This window comes from Streptomyces yunnanensis, assembly GCF_029011865.1.
GTDB lineage: Bacteria > Actinomycetota > Actinomycetes > Streptomycetales > Streptomycetaceae > Streptomyces > Streptomyces yunnanensis.
In genome coordinates this window covers 2,092,584-2,111,704 of record NZ_CP095749.1, presented here as the reverse complement: position 1 = coordinate 2,111,704, position 19,121 = coordinate 2,092,584, and the positions used below count along the sequence as shown (strand labels likewise).

The window sequence follows — 19,121 nt, the reverse complement described above, 5'->3', positions numbered from 1 at the left end:
GCGCACCGCGCCGAGCCGGCCTTCTCCGTCCGCACAGCCCCCCGCGGGGGCTCGCCCGGCGGCGTCAGTCCGTACCGAACTCCATCGCGGCCCGGTCCAGCATGGCGTCGTCCTCGGAGACCTCGCCCCGCGAGGCGATGGCCTCGGCGCCGCCCTCCGGCAGCTCCGGCATGGTCCCGATGAGCCCGGTCGCGGCGGCCTGGGAGGCGCCGATGGTGGGGCTGCCGGTGCCGATCAGGCCGAGGCCGGCGTACTGCTCCAGCTTGGCGCGCGAGTCGGCGATGTCCAGGTTGCGCATGGTCAGCTGGCCGATCCGGTCCACCGGGCCGAACGCGGAGTCCTCGGTGCGCTCCATGGACAGCTTGTCCGGGTGGTAGCTGAAGGCCGGGCCGGTGGTGTCGAGGACCGAGTAGTCCTCACCGCGCCGCAGCCGCAGCGTCACCTCGCCGGTGACGGCCGCGCCGACCCAGCGCTGCAGCGACTCGCGCACCATCAGCGCCTGCGGGTCCAGCCAGCGCCCCTCGTACATCAGCCGGCCCAGGCGCCGCCCCTCGTTGTGGTACTGGGCGAGGGTGTCCTCGTTGTGGATCGCGTTGACCAGCCGCTCGTACGCGGCGTGCAGCAGGGCCATGCCGGGCGCCTCGTAGATGCCGCGGCTCTTGGCCTCGATGATCCGGTTCTCGATCTGGTCCGACATGCCCATGCCGTGGCGCCCGCCGATGGCGTTGGCCTCCATGACCAGGTCGACGGGGGAGGCGAACTCCTTGCCGTTGACCGTCACCGGCCGGCCCTGGTCGAAGCCGATCGTCACGTCCTCGGTGAGGATCTCGACGTCCGGGTCCCAGAACCGCACACCCATGATCGGCTCGACGGTCTCCACGCCGGTGTCCAGGTGCTCCAGCGTCTTGGCCTCATGGGTGGCGCCCCAGATGTTGGCGTCCGTGGAGTACGCCTTCTCCGTGCTGTCCCGGTAGGGCAGGTCGTGGGCGAGCAGCCACTCCGACATTTCCTTACGGCCGCCGAGCTCGCTGACGAAGGCCGCGTCCAGCCACGGCTTGTAGATCCGCAGGTTCGGGTTGGCCAGCAGGCCGTACCGGTAGAACCGCTCGATGTCATTGCCCTTGAACGTCGAGCCGTCGCCCCAGATCTGCACGTTGTCGTCGAGCATCGCCCGCACCAGGAGCGTGCCGGTGACGGCGCGGCCGAGCGGCGTGGTGTTGAAGTACGCCCGCCCGCCCGAGCGGATGTGGAACGCCCCGCAGGTGAGCGCGGCCAGGCCCTCCTCGACCAGCGCCGCACGGCAGTCGACCAGGCGCGCGATCTCGGCACCGTAGGTCTTCGCCCGGCCGGGCACCGAGGCGATGTCGGGCTCGTCGTACTGGCCGATATCGGCGGTGTAGGTGCACGGGACGGCGCCCTTGTCGCGCATCCACGCGACCGCGACCGAGGTGTCGAGGCCGCCCGAGAAGGCGATGCCGACGCGCTCGCCGGCCGGAAGGGAGGTGAGGACCTTAGACATGGAAAGATTATGCATCGGAATGCATGGTCATGCAACCTGGAGGTATGGCCCGCCGTCCGGCGGCCCCCCAGGGGGCGTCGACGGTCGGCGTGTCAGGCGTTCTCCGGGCCATCGCTGCGGTCTCACCGCACGTGGACCCAATGGACCGTCCACGTCCACCGGCAGCAACAGGAGGAACCGCCTCCCCCCGCTCGCAACGCGCCGTTCGCTTCCGTCCTGATCGACGGAATTCCGCCAAGTGACCAGACGGCGCGCCGGCCTGTCGCGGGGCCCGTATGACTCGCGAAGAGCGGCGAACGGCCCCGCCGCCCGGGCTTGTCGCCCTGGCGCCGAGGCCGTTGCGGGTAATTTGCGCGGCTTGTGGCGGGGGTTCCTTAGCGGCAGTTGCCCGCGCTGGTGACCTGCGCGCCGGGGCTGCCCTCGCCGCCGAGCAAGTTGGCCAGCAGGCCGTTGGCGATTCCGACCTCGCCGAGGATGTCGAGGTTCAGTTCGTGGTTCTTGCAGCCGCCGCCGTGCTCTCCGCTGCTCTGGGCGTGAGCGGTACCGGTGCCGAGGAGCCCGACGCTGCCGATCACGGCAGCCACTGCAGCGGCCTTGCGAAGCTTGTGCATTTTTCCTCCTTGAATCGAGCGGAACAGGCATCAAAGATCCAGTTTGCGCTGATTCGGAGGCTAATCCGATATACATACTATTGCTCACCCCGGCGCAGCCATCCGGGGGTTGGGGGCTTCGACACGCCGTGTCGAGCAGCACGAACGGCCCAGCCGTGAGGTATAGCGATCAACTTTCGGGCGCACCCCCGACGGCCCGTCACGCGCCGTTCGGGTCGGGGTGTGGGGGTGGGGTGGGAGGCGGCGGATGGCGACGGCTGCGGCGTCGTCGGTGAGGCGGCCGTTGGTGTGGGTGAGGAGGTCTTGGCGTAGTTGTTGGAGGAGGTGGTGGGGGTGTGGTGGGTCCAGGCGGGGGCGCGTTCGGTGAGGGGGTAGAAGGTGCCGTGGGGGTTGCGGGCTTCGGTGACGCCGTCGGTGTAGAGCAGGAGGAGGTCGCCGGGGTGGAAGGGGAAGGTTTCGATGGGGTAGTTGGGGGGTCCGGCGAGGGTGCCGAGGCCGATGGGGAGGGCGGTGTGGTGGGGGGTGAGGGGGTGGGCGTGGCCGTTGCGGAGGAGGAGTGGGGGTGGGTGGCCGCAGCTGATGGTGCTCAGTTCGTGGCGGTGGTCGGGGATGTCGAGGAGGGAGACGGTGGCGAAGGTCTCCTCGGCCCCAGCCCCAGCCCCGACGCCGGCACCAGTCCCGGTTCCGGTCCCGGTGTCGGCCTCGGTATCAACCCCGGTCCCGGTGTTGGTGTTGGGGTTGGTGTTGTTGGTGGTGGTGTGCCATTGGCTGGTGTCCCAGCGGATGGCGCCGTCGAGGTGGCGGGCGAGGCGGGGGAGGGTGGCTTGGCGGTGGGCGGCGGCGCGGAAGGCGCCGAGGATGAGGGCGGCGTGGCTGTAGGCGGGGAGTCCTTTGCCGCGGACGTCGCCGATGATCAGGCGGGTGCTGGCGGTGGTGCGGGCGGCGGCGAAGAGGTCGCCGCCCATTTCTGCTTCTTCTTCGGCGGGGAGGTAGAGGGAGGCGATTTCGAGGTCGCCGCTGTGTGGGGGGAGGGGGCGTAGGAGGACTTTTTGGGCGACGGCGGCCACGGAGCGGCTGCGGGAGAGGCGGCGTTCGTTGCGTTCCCGTACGACGGTGAAGACGAAGACCAGTGCGGAGACCACGATCAGGGCACCGATCTGCGCGTAGAGGTTCTCCGTGAACAACACGCCCTGCAGGGCGGCGACGATGAGGTCGGCGGCCAGCGCCAGCCCACCGATCAGGGCGGTCGGCACCGGCCCGGCGACGGCCGCGCCGAGGGCCGGGGCGGCGACCAGGAGCGGCCGCAGATGGACGTCCGGCGGTGAGAGGGCATCCGCGGAGCACACCGCGACGATCAACCCGATCGGAATCAGCATCAGGGCGTGGCTCGGATCCGGTCGTCGGCGCAGATGCGCCAGCCGTCGAAAAACCATGCGTCATGGTCGCATTCGGACAAGAGCACACGAAGCACCCCGCCGCGCTCCATGACCGCCGCCCACACGAACGCTCACCGCCCACCGCCCCTCCCCACCACAACTTCCGCCCCACGAAATCCAGTTCGACAAACCCATCGGGCGGCATCGACCTCCCGGGACGCCCGCGCCAACGACCCGCGCCTGCCGACGGGACGGTCAACTGCGGTCAACGACAGGACCGAAGCCCACCGCTTCCGAACGTCCGCCCCTCCGCCGAGCACCGCGTACCGGCGACCATCCGAAGGGCTTCGGACACACCCCCTTCCACTAAGGAAAGGGCACCGGCACTCCAAATGATTCATACCGGTGGGCAAATGGGTGACCGTGCATTGATTCCCGTGACCAGGCCCGGGCAAGTGCCGTTCCCCGCTGGGAGAGAACAGCTGTTGGGCCTATGGGCCGCTGGCCGGGATCGTCTCTCGTCCCTGGCAATTGGGGCGGCCCGCGGCCACCACGTCGACGCGACGTCCGAAGCGAATCGGAGGAGAGACGATGGACCGCGCCATCGAATCCCGGCCGCCCCGGATGCCTTTACGACGGGTGTTGCCGCGGTCCCGCGGAAGGCTTCCACCGTGGTTCTGCACGGGGTGCGCAAGATGCGAAGCCCGGGGTCACCTCTGTTTGCGCACTCAAGACAGCGATAAGTAATCAGATTTCCATACAGGTCATGAAGGGCCGAGGGTTCCATGCGCAAGCTTCACCAGATCGCGCTCGTCGCCGCCGCGGCTGGCGGTCTGTCCACCATCGGCGCCAGCGCTAGCCACGCCGACGCTCCTGTCGGGTACAGCGGCCCGCCCACCGCCACTCAACCGGACGCCCCGCAGGCAGACGCCTGGACGGCCTCGGGCGCCACGTCGCACACTTCCGGATCGCACGGAGGCCCGCAGCAGGCCGCGCCGCAGCAGGCCGCTGCTCCGCAACCCCTCGTTCCGCAGGGCGGCCCGGACGTGTCCCCGCAGCTCAACCCGCAGCTCAACCCGCAACTCTCGCCTCAGGTGGCGCAGCTCCTGCCGCAATCCGGTCCGCACGACCAGAACAACGCCTTCCGCCCGTACCAGGAGTGCAGCCCGCAGTCGTTGCTCGACGCCAACGTCCCGATCGGCCTGCTGGCCACTCCTGAGACGCGGGGCTTCGACTGCACCCAGAACAATGCCCAGGCCAACGCCCACGCAACGGCCAGGTAGCAAGGCGACGACCGCCGCAGGCCCTTCGAGGGGATTCCCTCGAAGGGCCTTCTTGCGTGACCTGGGCAAAGGGACCTTGGGGCGCGGCCCGAATCCGGTCCATTGCGGTGTCTTGGGCCACTCGGACTCATGTGCGCCTGAACTGCTCAGGTTCCGGGGCAACTTCCTAAAACTTCGATCCCATAATCCGGCGCGTCGCTCAAGGATGATGGATATTTCGTATTAGCCTCCTCAAGTGTACGAAGTCGGTACACCGCAGATCACATCGGCTCAAACTTCCGGAGAAGAAATGCGCAAGCTTTACAAGGCGGCCGTCTTGGCTGCTGCCATCGGTAGCGTTGGCTTCCTCGGCGCCGGCACCGCCAACGCCGACGGCGGCATGGGCGGCGGCAAGTTCGACATCAAGCAGGGCAGCCAGTGCCGTTCTCATGACCTGAATGTGGATGTCCTCGGCGAGGTCGGCATCCTCAACGGCCTGCTGGGCAACGCGCTCAACGGTGAGGGCTCGCCGGGCGCGCAGTCCACTCACATGGGTTCGAGCATGGGCTGCAACAACAGCGCGTTCTGACCCGCTAGTAGCAGTCGAGCAGGTCACCCATAGGGTTCTCGACGCCGAGCCGTAAGGCCGGCGTCGAGAACCCTTTTTGCGATCCTTGAGACCGTCTCCGCGCGTATCGGTTCGCCATGGGTTCCTCTTGCTGCGACCGGGGCGAGTGCGAAGTCACCGCTCCGGCCCAATTCCCCCCGAACTCCGGTCGCATTATCGCGAAAGAATCCTTTCATCGTGGCTTCCGCTTGACCGCGCCCGCGTATCCTCGGTGGTGTCCGCGATCATCGACAATGCCCCTTCCTGGGTGCGAAGTTGGCGATGTCGGTATAGGGGTTCGGGCGTCGCGGACCCGCGTCCACGCCGCTGACACTCCAAATGATTCATGCCGCTGGGCAAACGGGTGACCGTGCACCGATTCCCGTGACCAGGCCCGGGGATGCGCCGTTCCTCGGTGGGAGAGAACAGCGAATGGGTCAATGGGCCGCCGGACGGGATGGCTTCTGCTTCCCGGCACTTGGGCGGTCTGCGGCGACGATGTCGACACGGTGCCCGACGTGAATCGGAGGCGAAGCGATGCGCTGCACCGCCGAATCCGAGGTCCGTCGGAGAGTCCTACGGCTGGTGTCGCCGCGGTCCTTCGAGTGGCTCCCGCCGTGGCTTTGCACGGGGTGCGCAGGGCGCGAAGCCCGCGATTACCTCTGTTTGCGCACTCAAGACAGCGATAAGTAATCAGATTTCCATACAGGTAATGAAGGGCCGAGGGTTTTATGCGCAAGCTTCATCAGATCGCACTCGTCGTCGCAGCGGCTGGCGGTCTGTCCACCATCGGCGCCGGCGTGAGTCATGCCGATGCTCCTGCCGGGTACAACGGTGCCGCCCCGCCCATTGCTCCTCAGGCCCCGGCTCCGCAGCAGTACGCGCCGGCCCCCGCTCCGCAGCAGCCGGTGCCGCAGTACGCGCAGCAGCCGGCTCCCGCGCCGGCCCCCGCTCCGCAGTACGTCCAACAGCCAGCTCCGCAGCAGGCGGTGCCCCAGTACGTGCAGCAGCCGGCACCCCAGGCTCCGGCTCCGCAGTACGTGCAGCAGCCGGCTCCGGCTCCGGCCCCCGCTCCGCAGCAGTACGCACCGGCCCCGGCCCCGGCTCCGGCCCCTGCTCCGCAGCAGTACGCACCGGCTCCGGCCCCCGCTCCGCAGCCGCAGGCGGCCCCGCAGTACGAGGCGCCGCACGTCACTGCCGCGGCCACCTCGGGCGGTGCCGCAATGGCCTCCACGTCTCCCGGCGGCCCCCAGTCCGCCCCGCAGGCGTCGGCCCCGGCCCCGGCTCAGGCCCCGCAGGTCGCCCCCCAGGCGGCCCCGCAGGTCACGCCCCAGGTGGCGCCGCAGGTCTCCGTCCCGCAGGTCTTCTCCCCGCAGCCCGCTCCCCGGGTGTCGCCTCAGGTGAACCCGCAGGTCAATCCGCTGGTCAATCCCTTGATCTCCCCGGACGTTCCGCAGGTGTCCCCGCTCGGCATGGGGCGGCTGGCGGCGCCTCCGCTGGGTCAGCTCGACCTGCCCCGCATGGCCTGACCGGGACGCTCCGGCGTACCGGCGCCGAACCGCGGCGACAGCGGGGCCGAGCCACCGACTGTCGCCGCCGAGCGCACTCCGGTCACAACAGCCGGACAGAACAGGTCTGTTGAGTCCGGAGTCGCAGTTCATGGACGCTGTCCGGTGCGCCGTTCCCCTTCCCGATCAACCCTCGTGCACCCGAACTCCAAGGGTTCCTCTGCGCTCGCCGTGCAGGGGGCTGCCCGTTCCGGCCTGCCGATGCCGCGCCACGGGGCACCACACCGGCCTCCGTGGCAGCAAGAAGCAGTCCAACCACCCGTCACAACCGCTCAATCACCGGAGAAGACATGCGCACGTTCCACAAGGTCGCCGTCGTGGCTGCCGCACTCGGCAGCGTCGGAGCCTTCGGCGCAGGCACCGCATACGCCCACGGCGAGCCGGGGCACGACCTCGACGTCAGTCAGGGCACCGAGTGCCGGTCGCACGACATGAACATCGACGTCCTCGGGGCAGTGGGACTTCTCAACGGCCCGCTGGGCAACGCCCTCAACGGCGAGGGCGCGCCCGGTTCGCAGCCCTCTCACCTGGGCTCGGACTTCCGCTGCGACAACAGCGCCTTCTGAGCGACTGCCCATCACGCAGGAGCTTTCACCGTCCCGGTGCCGAGCCACGAACTCGGCGCCGGGACGCTTTGTTTGCAGGGCGGCGCGTACGCTCGCCGGGCACACGAACGGCGGATGGCCGGACCGACATCAACTCGGCCCGGCCATCCACCGTTTGACGGGGTGCTGTGGGTCGTCACCCCGTGATCAGACAGAAGGGGAAAGCAGCCTGTGGTGCTGCCGGTTCGGCGCGCGTGCCGTCACGTTGCCCGGCGGCGCGTCGACCGGCTCCGGTCGACGGGATGCTCGCGGGTCGCCTGCGTGTCTTGCAGGAGACCCGGCTTCGCCATGCCCGTCGACGATGCGCACCACAGCTCACCCGCGGTTTTCTTCATCCGTTGCGGGCTGCGAGTCGCCGGGCACCGGAGCCGAGTTGCTGCAGGTGACGGCGGGCCCGACCATCATGCTCCCCGGATTGAGCACTCCGTGTGTGGGGAGCCGGAGGGGCGACGACGGCTGGCAGTTCTGCTGCTGGGTGAGGCTGTACTTGCCGTCGTCACTGGTCGTTTTCTGAAGACAGCTGACGTTCCCTTGGACGTCCCGGGTGCAGAGTCCTCTGGTGTCCGCTGCCTGAGCCTGAGGGGCGATGACACAGGCGACGGTGAGGCCGCCCATCAGTGCCGCGACGGCTGCGATCTTCTTCCGACTGAACATGTACTGCATTCCTTTGTGGTCGATGCTCGGGCGCGGTGACCGCGAACGGACCCGCGCCCGAGCTCTGAGAATGCCGAAAGGGGTTCCGGTGCCCGGACCCGCAGGTCGGACACCGGAACCCCGCCCGGTTACTTGCCGAGCGCGCTGTTGTTGCAGCCGATGCTCGAACCGATCGGGGTGGCCTGCGCGCCCGGGGAACCCTCGCCGTTGAGGACGTTGGCCAACACGCCGTTGAGAATGCCGACCTCGCCGAGGACGTCGACGTTCAGGTCGTGCGTCCGGCACTGAGAGCCCTGGTGGACGCCGACGCCGCCGCCCCCGCTGGCGTACGAGGTGCCGGCGCCGAGGAATCCGATGCTTCCCAGGGCGATGGTTACGACAGCAACTTTCTGAAGCTTGCGCATTTCTTCTCCGTGGGTTGGTGCGGAAACGATCGGTTACCGATCGATTTCGTGCAGTTGCGGATAGTTAATACGAAAGATTCTCGGTTGCTGGGAGACGCGCCGGATGTTAGAAGCTTCCTGGGTTGGTTGAACGCCCGTAACGATCCCAAGTTCCTGGTGGGTTGGGGATTCAACGGGCCGAGGGGGGCTCGAAAGGTCCTTGGTGAACCACTCGTTCGGCCGCATCGGTGCGGCGCGTGCCGGCCGGCAACAAGAAAACGGGCCCTTCGGGGGAACATTCCCGAAGGGCCCGCGTCCGGTGTCGGGTGCGACGATCCCGGTGGTCCTACTTGGTGAAGGAGTGGTTGAACTGGCCGCAGGTGGTGCCCCAGGTCTCGGGAACGGCGAGTACGCCGAGCGGGAGGTTGGCATCGGCTACGGTCTGCGGGCTGCACTCCTGGTACGGACGGAAGAGCTCGTTGTGCGACCTCCCGCCCTCGTGGGCGTAGGCAGTGCCGACCCCGGCACCGACGGCGGACAGACCGCCGGCCGCTGCGGCCACGATCATGACCTGCTGAAGCTTGCGCATGGAACCCTCGACCTTCGTACCTGTACTTAAGCCCTGCTTGCTGGCTGTGACTGCGCGCACACTAGCAGTAGCCAATCTGAGCGTTCCAGTCCGTTGTGCGCATTGTGTCGGGTGGGTGACGGGCGCCTCGCCGGCCCGCGGCGAGGCGCTCCGTGTCGCGGTGCTGCGGGAGTTGGGGTCCGGCCTGCGTCAAGGCGCTGTCCATATAGCTGTCTGACGTGCCGTCATTTCGGATTGTGCGCATCCGTCGTCGGGCTTTTGGTGCCGGCGCTTTCGTCGATTCTCGAGAATCGCGGACACGGCGCCGATGGCAAACGGGTGACAGTTGGGCGGCTCCCGTGCCCCTGTTGGGGGCCCGTCTCGTTTCCCTGCCGGAGGGCGCAGGAGAAGGGTTCGGTAGACGCCATCTGGCGTGCCCCGGATCCCGTCGCGCGCTTTTTCTGCTGCTCGTGTCGGCGTCAACTAGCCGTGTGCGTTTAACGGTTGGGGATTCCTCGGCGTGGGTCTGCGGTGATCGCTGCGCGTACTTCGTTCGCGGTACGGGGCGCCGGGGTGCGCCGTGGCCGGCTCGTCGTGGGCGTAAGTGGTGGGGCCTCCTGTTGCGGGTCCGACACGAAGTGTGTAGAGGAGCGAAATCCATGATTGGCCACTCTGGGTCTGCATATCCTCACACTAGGTAATCGCGGCATGTCATCTCCATCCCACGCAATCAAGGATCAAAGGTTCCATGCGCAAACTTCAGAGAGTTGCCATCGTCGTCGCAGCCGTCGGCTGCTTCTCCACCGTCAGCGCCGGAGTCAGCCTGGCTGACGGGTACGGCGGCGGGCCGCAGGTCGCGGCCTGGGCCGTATCCCAGTCCGCGGCAGGCGCCGTCGCCACCGGCGGTTCCCCGCACGGCGAGCAGGCGGCTCCGCAGGCCGCTCCTCAGGCTCCCGCACCGCAGGCTGCTCAGCCGGCTCCGGTCCAGCAGGCTCCAGCTCCGCAGGCCGCCCCGCAGGCTCCGGCCCAGCCGGCTCCCGCGCCGGCCCCCGCTCCCCAGGCCGCCCCGCCGGCCCCCGTCCAGCAGGCTCCTGCTCCGCAGGCCGCTCCTCAGGCTCCGGTGCAGCAGGGTCCGGCCCAGCAGTCCGGCCATGACAAGGGCCAGGAGGTGTCGATCAAGCAGAACACCATGTGCCGGTCGCACGACCTGAACGTCGACGTCCTCGGCCAGGTCGGCCTGTTGAACGGTGTGTTGGGCAACGCGCTCAACGGCGAAGGCAAGGCCGGCGAGCAGGGGACCCGCCAGGGTTCGAACATGGGTTGCAACAACGGCGCTGCCCTCCGCAAGTAAGCAAGACGGGGTTCTGGTGTCCGGCCTTCGGGTCCGGGCACCAGAACCCTTTTTCGGCATTCTCAGGGCTCGGGCGCGGGCTCGTTCGGTGCATCGCGCCCGGGCGTCAACCACAAAGGAACGCAGTACATGTTCAGTCGCAAGAAGATCGCAGCAATCGTGGCACTGATGGGCGGCCTCACCGCGGCCTCCGCCATCGCTTCCCAAGCGCATGCAGAGGGCGGGGATCAGTGCAGCCGCGGCGAGGCGGGTAACAAGGTCTGCGTTCACAAGTACGAGGCCGCCTACCGAACGAAGGACGGCAAGCACATCGTCATCGATCAGGAGCAGCGGTGCGCGTCGACCGCCAGGGACCGTGTGGTGTGGCCCGAGAACGGTCTGCTGGGCGACCAGGAGACGAACGTCGGTCCGCAGATGAACTGCTCCAACCACTTCTCGGCCCCCAAGGGTTTCAAAGGTCCGCACGTCAACCTCTGAGCCTTATGTGACGGACGGTCGGGGCGGGTGATCCCGCGTCGGCTGCCGTGCCAAGGGACCGGTCGCACGTCGGCGACCGGTCCCTTGGTTGTGTGCGGAGGTGGTCGGCGCCGCGAACTCGGCCGGGCGTGGGGCTCTTCTGCTCTGCGGTGCCGCCCGGAGTCGTGGGCCGCGGCGTGCCGTCGGGGGCGAAGGCGTCGGGGGTCAACGTGCCCCGGCGGGAGGGGATTCGGGCCCCGGCATGCAGGGGTTCCGGCGCCCGGTCTGCGACCTGGATGCCGGAACCCCTGGCTATTTTCGGTTACTTGCTGAACGCCCCGTTGTTGCAGCCCATGGCCGAGCCCATGTGGGTGTTCTGCGCGCCCGGCGAGCCTTCGCCGTTGAGGAGGTTGCCGCCCAGACCGTTCGCGATCCCGACCTCACCGAGGATGTCGACGTTGGTGTCGTGTGATCTGCACTCGGCGCTCTGCTTGATGTCGAAGCGGGCGCTGCCGCCGCCCCTCTCGCCATCGGCGTTGGCGGTACCGGCACCGAGGATGGTGACGCTACTGAGGACAGCAGCCACGAGAGCAGCCTTGTGAAGCTTGCGCATTTCTTCTCCGGTGAATTGAGCGGGTGAGGTCGTTTATGCAACGACTTCGTACTGCCAGGGAGGCTAATACGAAATGCCTCTGAAGTCGTTCAACGACGCGCCGGATTGTATGATGTCGAATTTGCGACTTGGTGGACGGGGGGCGGTTTTCGGGCGTCGGTGGCACGGGGTGGGAGTTGGCGTCAGGTCGAATTCCCCTGTTTGGTCGAAGGTATTCGAGGGGGTGGAGTGCGGGGCTTCTGTCGTATGGGCGGCGCGTTGATATCGGGGTGCGGCTTGTTCGGGCTTTTCGGCGTCGCGCGATCAGGTGACCGCTTGGCGTGGGCGGGGGAGTCGGCGGTGCGCGAGTGCCAGGGTGGCCTGTGCCAACCGCACGTCAGCAGTACGGAACGAAGTAGGAGCAGTCATGCGCCGTGCCCTTGTCACCCTTCTGGGAGCCGTGGCTCTCACCGGGGTCCTCTCGGTACCCGCCCACGCCGGCGGCCTCGGTGCGGGCGGCCGCGGGATCATCGGTGACCCGCTGAAGGTCGCCAGCGATATCGGGCCTCTCCATCTCGGCCGGTTGCCTTTGCTCGGCCACTGAGCAACCCCTTGCCGATCAGGGCGCTCCGAGGTCACCTGCGAGTTCCGTACGAACGGGTGGCATGCCGCACTCGGGGCGCCCTTCCGTATGCCTTTTTGTAGATTAGAAATACGAATATGAAGGTGTTGCCGGGGTGTTATTTTCCTGGAATTTGCCGCGACTCGGCGTCATGAGAAAAGCATCGGCATACAAACATAATTAGCACCTCTCTCCCGAAGTGAGTATGCACATCAAGCTGAAAGAGTGATCGAAATGGCGCATTCGGAGCTTTCTGCGTCCGGCGTCGTTGTGTGTTGTGCGGTCCGCGGATGTGGCCGCGCTGTCAAGGAGGAGTCACGTGATCAAAAAGGTCATTGCCGCATCGGTCGCCACTGGCGGCCTGCTGCTCGCAGGGGCCGGCGCGTCGGTCGCCGACGCCGGAGCCGGGGGATCCGCCACCGGGTCCCCCGGTGTCCTGTCCGGCAACCAGGTCCAGGTGCCCGTTCACATCCCGGTCAACGCATGCGGCAACACCGTGGACGTGGTCGGGGCGCTCAACCCCGCCTTCGGCAACGACTGCGTCAACGGTGAGAAGGGTCATGCGCGGCCGCACCACCGCAGAATGAAGGAGAAGGAGCACCGCAACAAGCCGCAGATGCGTCACGAACGCCCGGCGGCACCGCACGCGCATGTGCCGGCCGCTCCGGCGCCGGCCCCCGCTCCCGAGCACCGGGTCCACCGCCACATTCCTGTTCGCCCCCAGCTGGCGAAGACCGGTGAGGCAGAGACCGGCCTGGCGATCGCGAGCAGCGTCGTGCTGCTGATGGGTGGCACCCTGCTCTACCGCCGGGGCCGCCGCGCCGCTCGTATCTGAACGAGAACAGCGGTTATTTCTCAAGCCGCGGCGGTGGAGGATCGGTGCGGAGCGCAGTGTTCGGCGAGGTGACGTCGAGTTCTTCGGTCACCTGGATCGTCGGGATGCGCTCGGCGCGGATGTGGACATCGTCGCGGCGTGGGTCGCAGGTGGTCTGACGCGGCAGTTCGCCGTCGGCGACGGTGAACTGCCGACGTGTGGGCGCTCGGCTCGTGCCGTCCCGCGAGAGGGGTTTCTTGCCCGTGGGCACGGGGGCGTGGGGCAGTTGCCGCGGGGAGTCAGCCGGTACACGTCGGTCGACGGGTGCCGGCTCCGTCGTGTGACGGGCGCGGTGGTGCCGCGCGCTGCGGCGGACAGGGGGGCTGCGGGCGGGGAATTCGGGTGCCCGGCCGGTGTGCAGCCCCGGCTCGTGACCCTCGACAGGCCAGGAGCGGCCACACACGAGCCGGGGTCCGGCTCCGACGCTCTACGCGCGGCCATGGCGGGTAGGTCGGCGACACACAGGGTGGGGTGGACGGTCCGCGCGGCGGGCGCTTGCTTCGAGTGCACTCGAGCGTTCTAGCGTGACGGGCATGACGGCGATCGACACCACTCCCGTGAAGTCCCCGGACGTGGACCGCAGTGCGTCCGCGGGGCCGGTCCGGCCGCGTTCCGGTGGCCGGGGCCGCTACGCGATCAGCGAGGTCGCGGCGCTCACCGGGCTCAGCGCCCACACCCTGCGCTGGTACGAGCAGATCGGGCTGATGCCGGAGGTGGAGCGGTCGCACGCCGGGCAGCGCCGGTTCGGCGAGCACGACCTGGAATGGCTGGCCTGTCTGGGCAAGCTACGGCTCACCGGGATGCCGATCGCCGTCATGGTCCGCTTCGCGGAGCTGGTCCGTCGGGGCGAGGAGACCTTCGACGAACGCCGGGAGATTCTGGAGCGGACCCGGCACGAGGTCCTCGCGCGCATCGCGGAGTTGCAGGGCACCCTCGACGTGCTCGAAACAAAGATCGACTTTTATGCGGGCGCCCGTCGGGCGCCGGAAGGGGCCTGAGCGCCATCATGAGCAACGCCGTACAGCAGATCAGCAAGGTCGAGTTGGGCGCCGGTGGCCCGCTCGTGGGTGTCCAGGGCTTCGGTGCGATGGGCATCAGCGCCGCCTACGGCGAGACGGACGACGCGGCGGCCCGCGAGACCCTGGAGGCCACCGTCGAGGCGGGTGTCACCCTCATCGACACCGCCGACATGTACGGGGTCGGCGCGAACGAGGAGTTCCTCGCGCCGTTCGTCGCCGCGCACCGCGACGAGATCACGCTGGCCACCAAGTTCGGCATCGAATACCGCGCCGACGACCCGGGCTACCGGGCCATTCGCAACGACCCGGCGTACATCAAGCAGGCCGTCGAGGCGAGCCTGCGTCGCCTGGACGTCGATGTCATCGACCTGTACTACATGCACCGCCGTCGCCCCGACGTCCCGCTCGCCGAGTCCGTCGGTGCCATGGCCGAACTGGTGCGGGAGGGCAAGGTCAAGCACCTGGGACTGAGTGAGGTCACCGGGGCCGAGCTGCGCGAGGCGCACGCCGTGCACCCGATCACCGCCGTGCAGACGGAGTGGTCGGTCTTCAGCCGGGACGTCGAGCACAGCGTGGTGGGCGCCGCCGCCGAGCTCGGTGTCGCGTTCGTGCCGTACTCGCCGCTCGGTCGGGGCTTTCTGACCGGCTCCTTCGCCGATGCGGGCAAGGAACTCTCCGGCAGCGACTTCCGGCAGTTGCTGCCGCGCTACTCCGGCGACAACGCCAAGGCGAACGTCGCCCTCCTGGAGCCCCTGCACAAGATCGCGGCCGAGCGTGGCGCCACCACGGCGCAGATCGCGCTGGCCTGGGTGCAGCAGCGGGCCCAGGTGCACGGCCTGACCGTCGTCCCGATCCCCGGGACCCGCAAGCGCAGCCGTCTCCTGGAGAACGCCGGGGCCACCCGCATCGTCCTGTCCGCCGACGAACTGGCGCTGCTGGAGCCGCTCGCCGGCCGGGTCGCGGGCGAACGCTACGCCGACATGTCGCTCACCTCCGCGGCCCGGGAGGCCAGGGGCCCGTCGTCCGAGTGAGCCCGGGGTGCGGCCGTGCTCGTCAGGAGTCCTTGCGGAAGACGAGCAGGTAGCGCCAGAACAGCAGTCTGCGGATGTGGCATCCGGGCAGCAGTGCGGCGGCCTGCCGGCGGATCTCCGGCAGGAGCATGGTCGGCTGCCTCACCGGGGGTGCGGGCCGGGCCCGGTGCGCCGCCGCGGCAGGGCGGAGCCGGTCCCCGGTGGCGACGGCGAGTCGGGCGACGGCGTTGGTGGGGGCCGCCGCCAGGCCCCACGTCCAGTCGCGCCAGCCCCGCTCGGCGTAGCACCCCAGGACCGCCAACACCCCGCCGGGGGCGAGGGCGTCGCGCAGCGCGGTCACCGTGTCGAAGGGCATGTGGTGCAGGCTCGCCAGGCACGAGACGAAGTCGTAGTGCCCGTGGGGGAGTTCGATGTCGGTGGCGGATGCCCGGCGGAAGCGGGGGACGTGGGCGCCGCCCGACCGCTCCGTGTGGGCGCGGGCCTGTGCGATGACCTCCGGGGCGGGGTCGATCGCGTCGACCTCGATGCCCCGGGCGGCCAGGCGCTGCGCGAACCGGCCGGTGCCACAGCCGACGTCCAGGGCCGTGGTGCAGCTCCGCGGCACCTGGCGCAGCAGTAGGCGGTGGTAGTGGTCGTTGTGGTCGAAGGGCATGGCGTGAGCCTGCCACAGGCCGGTCGTCGGGCGGCCGGGTTCGTTGTCCTGGCCCGCCAGGGATTACGGGACAACCGTTAGGTCGAGTGCCGGAAGCGGTTGCGGTATTCCGTCGGTGTCGTGTCGAGCTTGCGGCGGAACGCCCGGATGAGGGTGTCCGTCGTGTGGAAGCCGCAGGCGGTCGCGACGCGTTCGAGGGTGTCGTCGGTGGATTCGAGCCGGTTCCGTGCGGCTTCGACGCGGGCCGATTCGAGGTAGGCCGCCGGGGTCGTGCCGAGTTCGGTCTTGAAGATGCGGGTGAGCTGCCGTTCGCTGACGTGGGCGTGCTCGGCGAGGTCGGCGACGGTGAGGCGGTCGGCGAGGTGGCGGGTGACGTGGTGGCGCAGCTCGTCCATCCGCCGGGTGGTCGAGGCGGGCTCGATCGGGACGCTGAACTGGCTCTGACCGCTCGGTCGTTTCAGGTACATCACCAGCTGCCTGGCGATGCGCAGCGCGACGGCCTCGCCGAAGTCCTCGGCGACCAGGGCGAGCGAGAGGTCCAGGCAGGCGGTGATGCCCGCGCCGGTCCACACGTCGTGGTCGCGGATGAAGATCGGGTCGGCGTCGACCTCGACCGAGGGGTGTTCGGCGGCGAGTTGGTGCGCGGTCGACCAGTGGGTGGTGGCGCGCCTGCCGTCCAGCAGGCCGGCGGCGGCGAGCAGATGCGCTCCCACGCAGACGGAGGCGATGCGCCGGGCCCGGCCGGCGAGGGTCTGCACCCACCGGACCACCGTGGGGTCGGTGAGGGCGCGCACCCGGCGCTGGTCGTCGACTTCGACCGAGCCGGGGACCATCAGGGTGTCGATGGCCCTCGTGGCGGCTTCCCGGAAGGTGAGGTCGGGGAGGACGCGCACCCCGGCGGAGGTGGTGACCGGGTCCATGGTCTCGGCGGCCAGTACGACGCGGTAGCCCGTCGCGTCGTCCGTCTCCCGCCGCAGCAGGGCGAAGACCTCCGGGGGGCCGGTGACGTCCAGCAGGTCGACGCCGTCGAAGAGGAGGACGACGATGAACCGTTCGACGCTGCTCAAGGGGGCTCCGTCCGGTCGGCGGCGGTGGCGTGGCGATGCCTCGGGCGGGACCGGTGGGGCCGGCGCCGGGCGTGTCTGTATCTGCAAGTTACATGACATTGCCGCCATGTCGGCCGGATCGTAGCGTGGGGTGTGCCAGCGCGCGATGGCTCCAACTCTCCGATTCCCAGCCCGAGAAGGTGTGCACGACGATGCCGACGAAGACCCTGCGGGACGTCAACGGCCTGGATCAGAAGCCGGCGTCACTGGCAGACGCGACGCTGATCCTGGTCGACTACCAGAACACCTACACCCGCGGCGTGATGGAGCTGTCGGGATGGCAGGCCGCCCTCGACAACGCCGCCGCGCTGCTGGCCCGGGCCAGGACGGCGGGGGCCAAGGTCGTCCACGTCATGCACGACGGCGGCGCGGGCAGTCCGTACGACATCCGGGACGACATCGGCCGCATCCACCCCCTGGTGGCGCCCGTCGAGGGCGAGCCGGTCGTGGTGAAGACCGCGCCCAACGCGTTCGTCGGCACCGACCTGGGCGACCGCGTGGATGCCGCCGGGAACAAGGACGTCGTCGTCATCGGGTTCATGACCCACATGTGCGTGACCTTCACGGCGGAGGGCGCGTTCCTGCGCGGCAACCGGCCCACCGTCGTCGCCGACGCCTGCGCGACCCGGCCGCTGGCGACGGCGGTCGCCGAGGTCTCCGCCGAGCAGCTCCAGCACAGCGCGCTCGCGACGATCGGTGACCTCTACGGCGTCGTGGTCCCGTCCGGTTCGTCGCTGAGCTGAGCGGGGGCCGGGTCGCAGGCCCGCGCCACGGGGAGCGTCCCGCAGCCATCCGCGTGGGAGGGGACGGCGGGCGCGGGACGCTTTCCGCGGCGGTGTTGCGCGCGCCGGGTGGCAGGTTCGACGCCGGACGGGCCCGGTCACAGGCGGACGACGACGAGTGCGACGTCGTCGCGGGCGCCGCCGGCCACGCCGAGCCGGGCGAGCAGGGCGTCGGCCAGGCGCTGGGGGCTGAGGTGGCCCATGGTGGTCAGCGCCTCGGTGAGCCGGTCGAGGCCGGAGTCGATGTCCTCGTCCCGGCGTTCGATGAGGCCGTCGGTGTAGAGCACGAGGGTGTCGCCGGTGCCGTAGGCGGTGCCGGCCTGCGGGCGGGGCACGTGCTCGGGGCGCGCGCCGAGCGGTGGGTCGGTGGCCTGGTCCAGCAGCCGGCAGCTCCCCTGGGCGCTCAGCAGCACGGGCGGCGGGTGGCCTGCGCTGGAGTAGACGATCAGCTTCCCGCGGGTGTCGATCAAGGCGGTCACCGCGGTGGTCGCCAGGGCACCCTCCACGGAACGGGCGTACAGCCCCAGCACCTCCAGCGCCTGCGCCGGGCCGGAGACCGCCCGGCTCGCCGCGGACAGCGCGCTGCGCAGCATGCCCATGACGGTGGCGGCCTCCAGACCGTGGCCGACCACGTCGCCGACCGCGACCGAGAAGCGGCCGTCGGCCAGGTCGACGGTGTCGTACCAGTCGCCGCACACGTTCAGCGAGCCGACCGCCGGCAGATAGCGCACCGCGACGTCCTCGTGCCGGGCCAGGTCGGGGGAGTGCAGCATCGCCTCCTGCAGCGTGACGGCGACCTGTCGCTCCCGGGCGTGCGCGGCCCGCAGTTCGTCGTTCAGGCGCTGGAGTTCGCGGGCCCGTACGTACAGTTCGGCCTCCATGCTCTGTGCCCGCTCGGAGTGCGAGCGCCCGGCCCATCGGCCGCTGCTGGGGATGCCGCGCGTGCGGAGGAAGTCGGTGACGTCCTCGACGCGGTGGATGAGGTAGGCCACCTGCCCGTCCGGCCCGTGGACCGGTGTGTTGACCGGGGACCACCAGCGTTCCTCGAACGTCCCGGGTCGCGCGGTGACCGGGATGTCGTACCGCTGCACTCCCATGGTGTCCGGTTTGCCGGTCTCCAGGACCCGCTCCAGGGAGGCGCGCAGATTGCGCACGCCGTCGGCCATCCGGTCCATCGGGTTGTCCGGGAAGGCGACGAACAGGTGCTGCCCCACCAACTCCTCGCGGCACCGGCCGGTGGCCCGGCAGTACGCGTCGTTGACGTCGACGACCACCAGGTCCGTGCCCAGCACCAGGTACGGGCTCGGCGTCGCGGCGAACAGCGCCCGGTAGTCGAGTTCCGGCCTCACGTCCCTGCTCCTCGGCGGGGAGTCCCCACAGCGTCCACGCTACGCACCACGGGTCGGCCCTGCGCGCCCGGCGGCACCGGGAGAACCGGGAGAACCGGGAGAACCGGGAGAACGCTGCCCGGGTGCTGGACAGA

General features: G+C 69.4%; 21 protein-coding genes and 2 pseudogenes. 11 read left to right on the top strand and 12 right to left on the bottom strand.

Going from position 1 to position 19,121, the window contains the following annotated elements; translation table 11 throughout:
• Window positions 1–64 precede the first annotated feature (64 nt).
• From argG to MOV08_RS09305, 3 genes and pseudogenes are all read right to left on the bottom strand, one after another.
• Window positions 65–1,519, bottom strand: coding sequence for an argininosuccinate synthase (argG, locus tag MOV08_RS09315; RefSeq protein ID WP_275306986.1), 1,455 nt, complete (start codon window positions 1,517–1,519; stop codon window positions 65–67).
• Window positions 1,520–1,893: 374 nt separating this feature from the next.
• Complete coding sequence (locus MOV08_RS09310; RefSeq protein ID WP_039630984.1) at window positions 1,894–2,130, bottom strand: hypothetical protein; 237 nt, start codon at window positions 2,128–2,130, stop codon at window positions 1,894–1,896.
• An 84-nt stretch (window positions 2,131–2,214) separates the two neighbouring features.
• Window positions 2,215–3,506, bottom strand: a pseudogene (locus MOV08_RS09305) (PP2C family protein-serine/threonine phosphatase).
• A 785-nt stretch (window positions 3,507–4,291) separates the two neighbouring features.
• Between MOV08_RS09305 and MOV08_RS09300 the strand changes: the two are divergent.
• The 4 genes from MOV08_RS09300 to MOV08_RS09285 all read left to right on the top strand — a co-directional run bounded on the left by MOV08_RS09300 (window position 4,292) and on the right by MOV08_RS09285 (window position 7,509).
• Window positions 4,292–4,789, top strand: coding sequence for a hypothetical protein (locus tag MOV08_RS09300; protein WP_039630979.1), 498 nt, complete (start codon window positions 4,292–4,294; stop codon window positions 4,787–4,789).
• Window positions 4,790–5,078: 289 nt separating this feature from the next.
• Complete coding sequence (locus tag MOV08_RS09295) at window positions 5,079–5,357, top strand: hypothetical protein (RefSeq protein ID WP_039630977.1); 279 nt, start codon at window positions 5,079–5,081, stop codon at window positions 5,355–5,357.
• Between the two features lie 749 nt (window positions 5,358–6,106).
• Window positions 6,107–6,904, top strand: a complete 798-nt coding sequence (locus tag MOV08_RS09290; RefSeq protein WP_275306985.1) for a hypothetical protein — start codon at window positions 6,107–6,109, stop codon at window positions 6,902–6,904.
• 329 nt (window positions 6,905–7,233) lie between these two features.
• Entirely contained in the window at window positions 7,234–7,509 is a 276-nt protein-coding gene (locus MOV08_RS09285) for a hypothetical protein (RefSeq protein WP_039630974.1), read from the top strand.
• A 354-nt stretch (window positions 7,510–7,863) separates the two neighbouring features.
• Here MOV08_RS09285 and MOV08_RS09280 read toward each other — a convergent pair whose 3' ends face one another.
• The 3 genes from MOV08_RS09280 to MOV08_RS09270 form a co-directional block, all read right to left on the bottom strand.
• A complete protein-coding gene (locus MOV08_RS09280; RefSeq protein WP_039640356.1) occupies window positions 7,864–8,202 on the bottom strand; it encodes a hypothetical protein in 339 nt (112 codons plus the stop codon).
• A 128-nt stretch (window positions 8,203–8,330) separates the two neighbouring features.
• Window positions 8,331–8,606 carry a hypothetical protein gene (locus MOV08_RS09275; RefSeq protein ID WP_039630972.1) on the bottom strand — a complete coding sequence of 92 codons (276 nt, stop codon included), beginning with the start codon at window positions 8,604–8,606 and terminating at the stop codon, window positions 8,331–8,333.
• Window positions 8,607–8,931: 325 nt separating this feature from the next.
• Complete coding sequence (locus tag MOV08_RS09270; RefSeq protein ID WP_039630971.1) at window positions 8,932–9,174, bottom strand: hypothetical protein; 243 nt, start codon at window positions 9,172–9,174, stop codon at window positions 8,932–8,934.
• Between the two features lie 1,099 nt (window positions 9,175–10,273).
• Between MOV08_RS09270 and MOV08_RS09265 the strand changes: the two genes are divergently transcribed.
• Window positions 10,274–10,504 carry a hypothetical protein gene (locus tag MOV08_RS09265; protein ID WP_420834286.1) on the top strand — a complete coding sequence of 77 codons (231 nt, stop codon included), beginning with the start codon at window positions 10,274–10,276 and terminating at the stop codon, window positions 10,502–10,504.
• Between the two features lie 129 nt (window positions 10,505–10,633).
• Complete coding sequence (locus MOV08_RS09260) at window positions 10,634–10,981, top strand: hypothetical protein (RefSeq protein ID WP_039630969.1); 348 nt, start codon at window positions 10,634–10,636, stop codon at window positions 10,979–10,981.
• A 301-nt stretch (window positions 10,982–11,282) separates the two neighbouring features.
• Here the strand turns inward: MOV08_RS09260 and MOV08_RS09255 are convergent, their stop codons facing one another.
• Window positions 11,283–11,573: a hypothetical protein gene (locus MOV08_RS09255; RefSeq protein ID WP_039630967.1), complete on the bottom strand. Its 291-nt coding sequence runs from the start codon at window positions 11,571–11,573 to the stop codon at window positions 11,283–11,285.
• A 376-nt stretch (window positions 11,574–11,949) separates the two neighbouring features.
• Window positions 11,950–12,126 (bottom strand): hypothetical protein, encoded by a 177-nt coding sequence (locus MOV08_RS09250; protein WP_275306984.1) that lies wholly within the window; start codon window positions 12,124–12,126, stop codon window positions 11,950–11,952.
• A gap of 367 nt (window positions 12,127–12,493) precedes the next feature.
• Between MOV08_RS09250 and MOV08_RS09245 the strand changes: the two are divergent.
• Window positions 12,494–12,721, top strand: a pseudogene (locus MOV08_RS09245) (chaplin); the annotation flags it as partial.
• Between the two features lie 36 nt (window positions 12,722–12,757).
• Window positions 12,758–13,009 carry an LPXTG cell wall anchor domain-containing protein gene (locus MOV08_RS09240; RefSeq protein WP_338057384.1) on the top strand — a complete coding sequence of 84 codons (252 nt, stop codon included), beginning with the start codon at window positions 12,758–12,760 and terminating at the stop codon, window positions 13,007–13,009.
• 13 nt (window positions 13,010–13,022) lie between these two features.
• On the opposite strand, the gene MOV08_RS09235 is transcribed toward MOV08_RS09240, so the two are convergent.
• Entirely contained in the window at window positions 13,023–13,259 is a 237-nt protein-coding gene (locus tag MOV08_RS09235; RefSeq protein ID WP_275306983.1) for a hypothetical protein, read from the bottom strand.
• A gap of 322 nt (window positions 13,260–13,581) precedes the next feature.
• Between MOV08_RS09235 and MOV08_RS09230 the strand changes: the two genes are divergently transcribed.
• Together MOV08_RS09230 and MOV08_RS09225 are read left to right on the top strand one after the other, a co-directional pair.
• Window positions 13,582–14,046, top strand: coding sequence for a MerR family transcriptional regulator (locus tag MOV08_RS09230; protein WP_275306982.1), 465 nt, complete (start codon window positions 13,582–13,584; stop codon window positions 14,044–14,046).
• Window positions 14,047–14,054: 8 nt separating this feature from the next.
• Window positions 14,055–15,098 (top strand): aldo/keto reductase, encoded by a 1,044-nt coding sequence (locus MOV08_RS09225; protein WP_275306981.1) that lies wholly within the window; start codon window positions 14,055–14,057, stop codon window positions 15,096–15,098.
• A 22-nt stretch (window positions 15,099–15,120) separates the two neighbouring features.
• On the opposite strand, the gene MOV08_RS09220 is transcribed toward MOV08_RS09225, so the two are convergent.
• Window positions 15,121–15,750: a class I SAM-dependent methyltransferase gene (locus MOV08_RS09220; RefSeq protein ID WP_275306980.1), complete on the bottom strand. Its 630-nt coding sequence runs from the start codon at window positions 15,748–15,750 to the stop codon at window positions 15,121–15,123.
• Between the two features lie 77 nt (window positions 15,751–15,827).
• Entirely contained in the window at window positions 15,828–16,817 is a 990-nt protein-coding gene (locus MOV08_RS09215) for a GlxA family transcriptional regulator (protein WP_275306979.1), read from the bottom strand.
• Window positions 16,818–17,008: 191 nt separating this feature from the next.
• Here MOV08_RS09215 and MOV08_RS09210 point away from each other — a divergent pair, with 191 nt between their 5' ends.
• Window positions 17,009–17,599 carry an isochorismatase family protein gene (locus tag MOV08_RS09210; protein ID WP_275306978.1) on the top strand — a complete coding sequence of 197 codons (591 nt, stop codon included), beginning with the start codon at window positions 17,009–17,011 and terminating at the stop codon, window positions 17,597–17,599.
• A 137-nt stretch (window positions 17,600–17,736) separates the two neighbouring features.
• On the opposite strand, the gene MOV08_RS09205 is transcribed toward MOV08_RS09210, so the two are convergent.
• Window positions 17,737–18,987 carry a PP2C family protein-serine/threonine phosphatase gene (locus tag MOV08_RS09205; RefSeq protein WP_039630949.1) on the bottom strand — a complete coding sequence of 417 codons (1,251 nt, stop codon included), beginning with the start codon at window positions 18,985–18,987 and terminating at the stop codon, window positions 17,737–17,739.
• Window positions 18,988–19,121 lie beyond the last annotated feature (134 nt).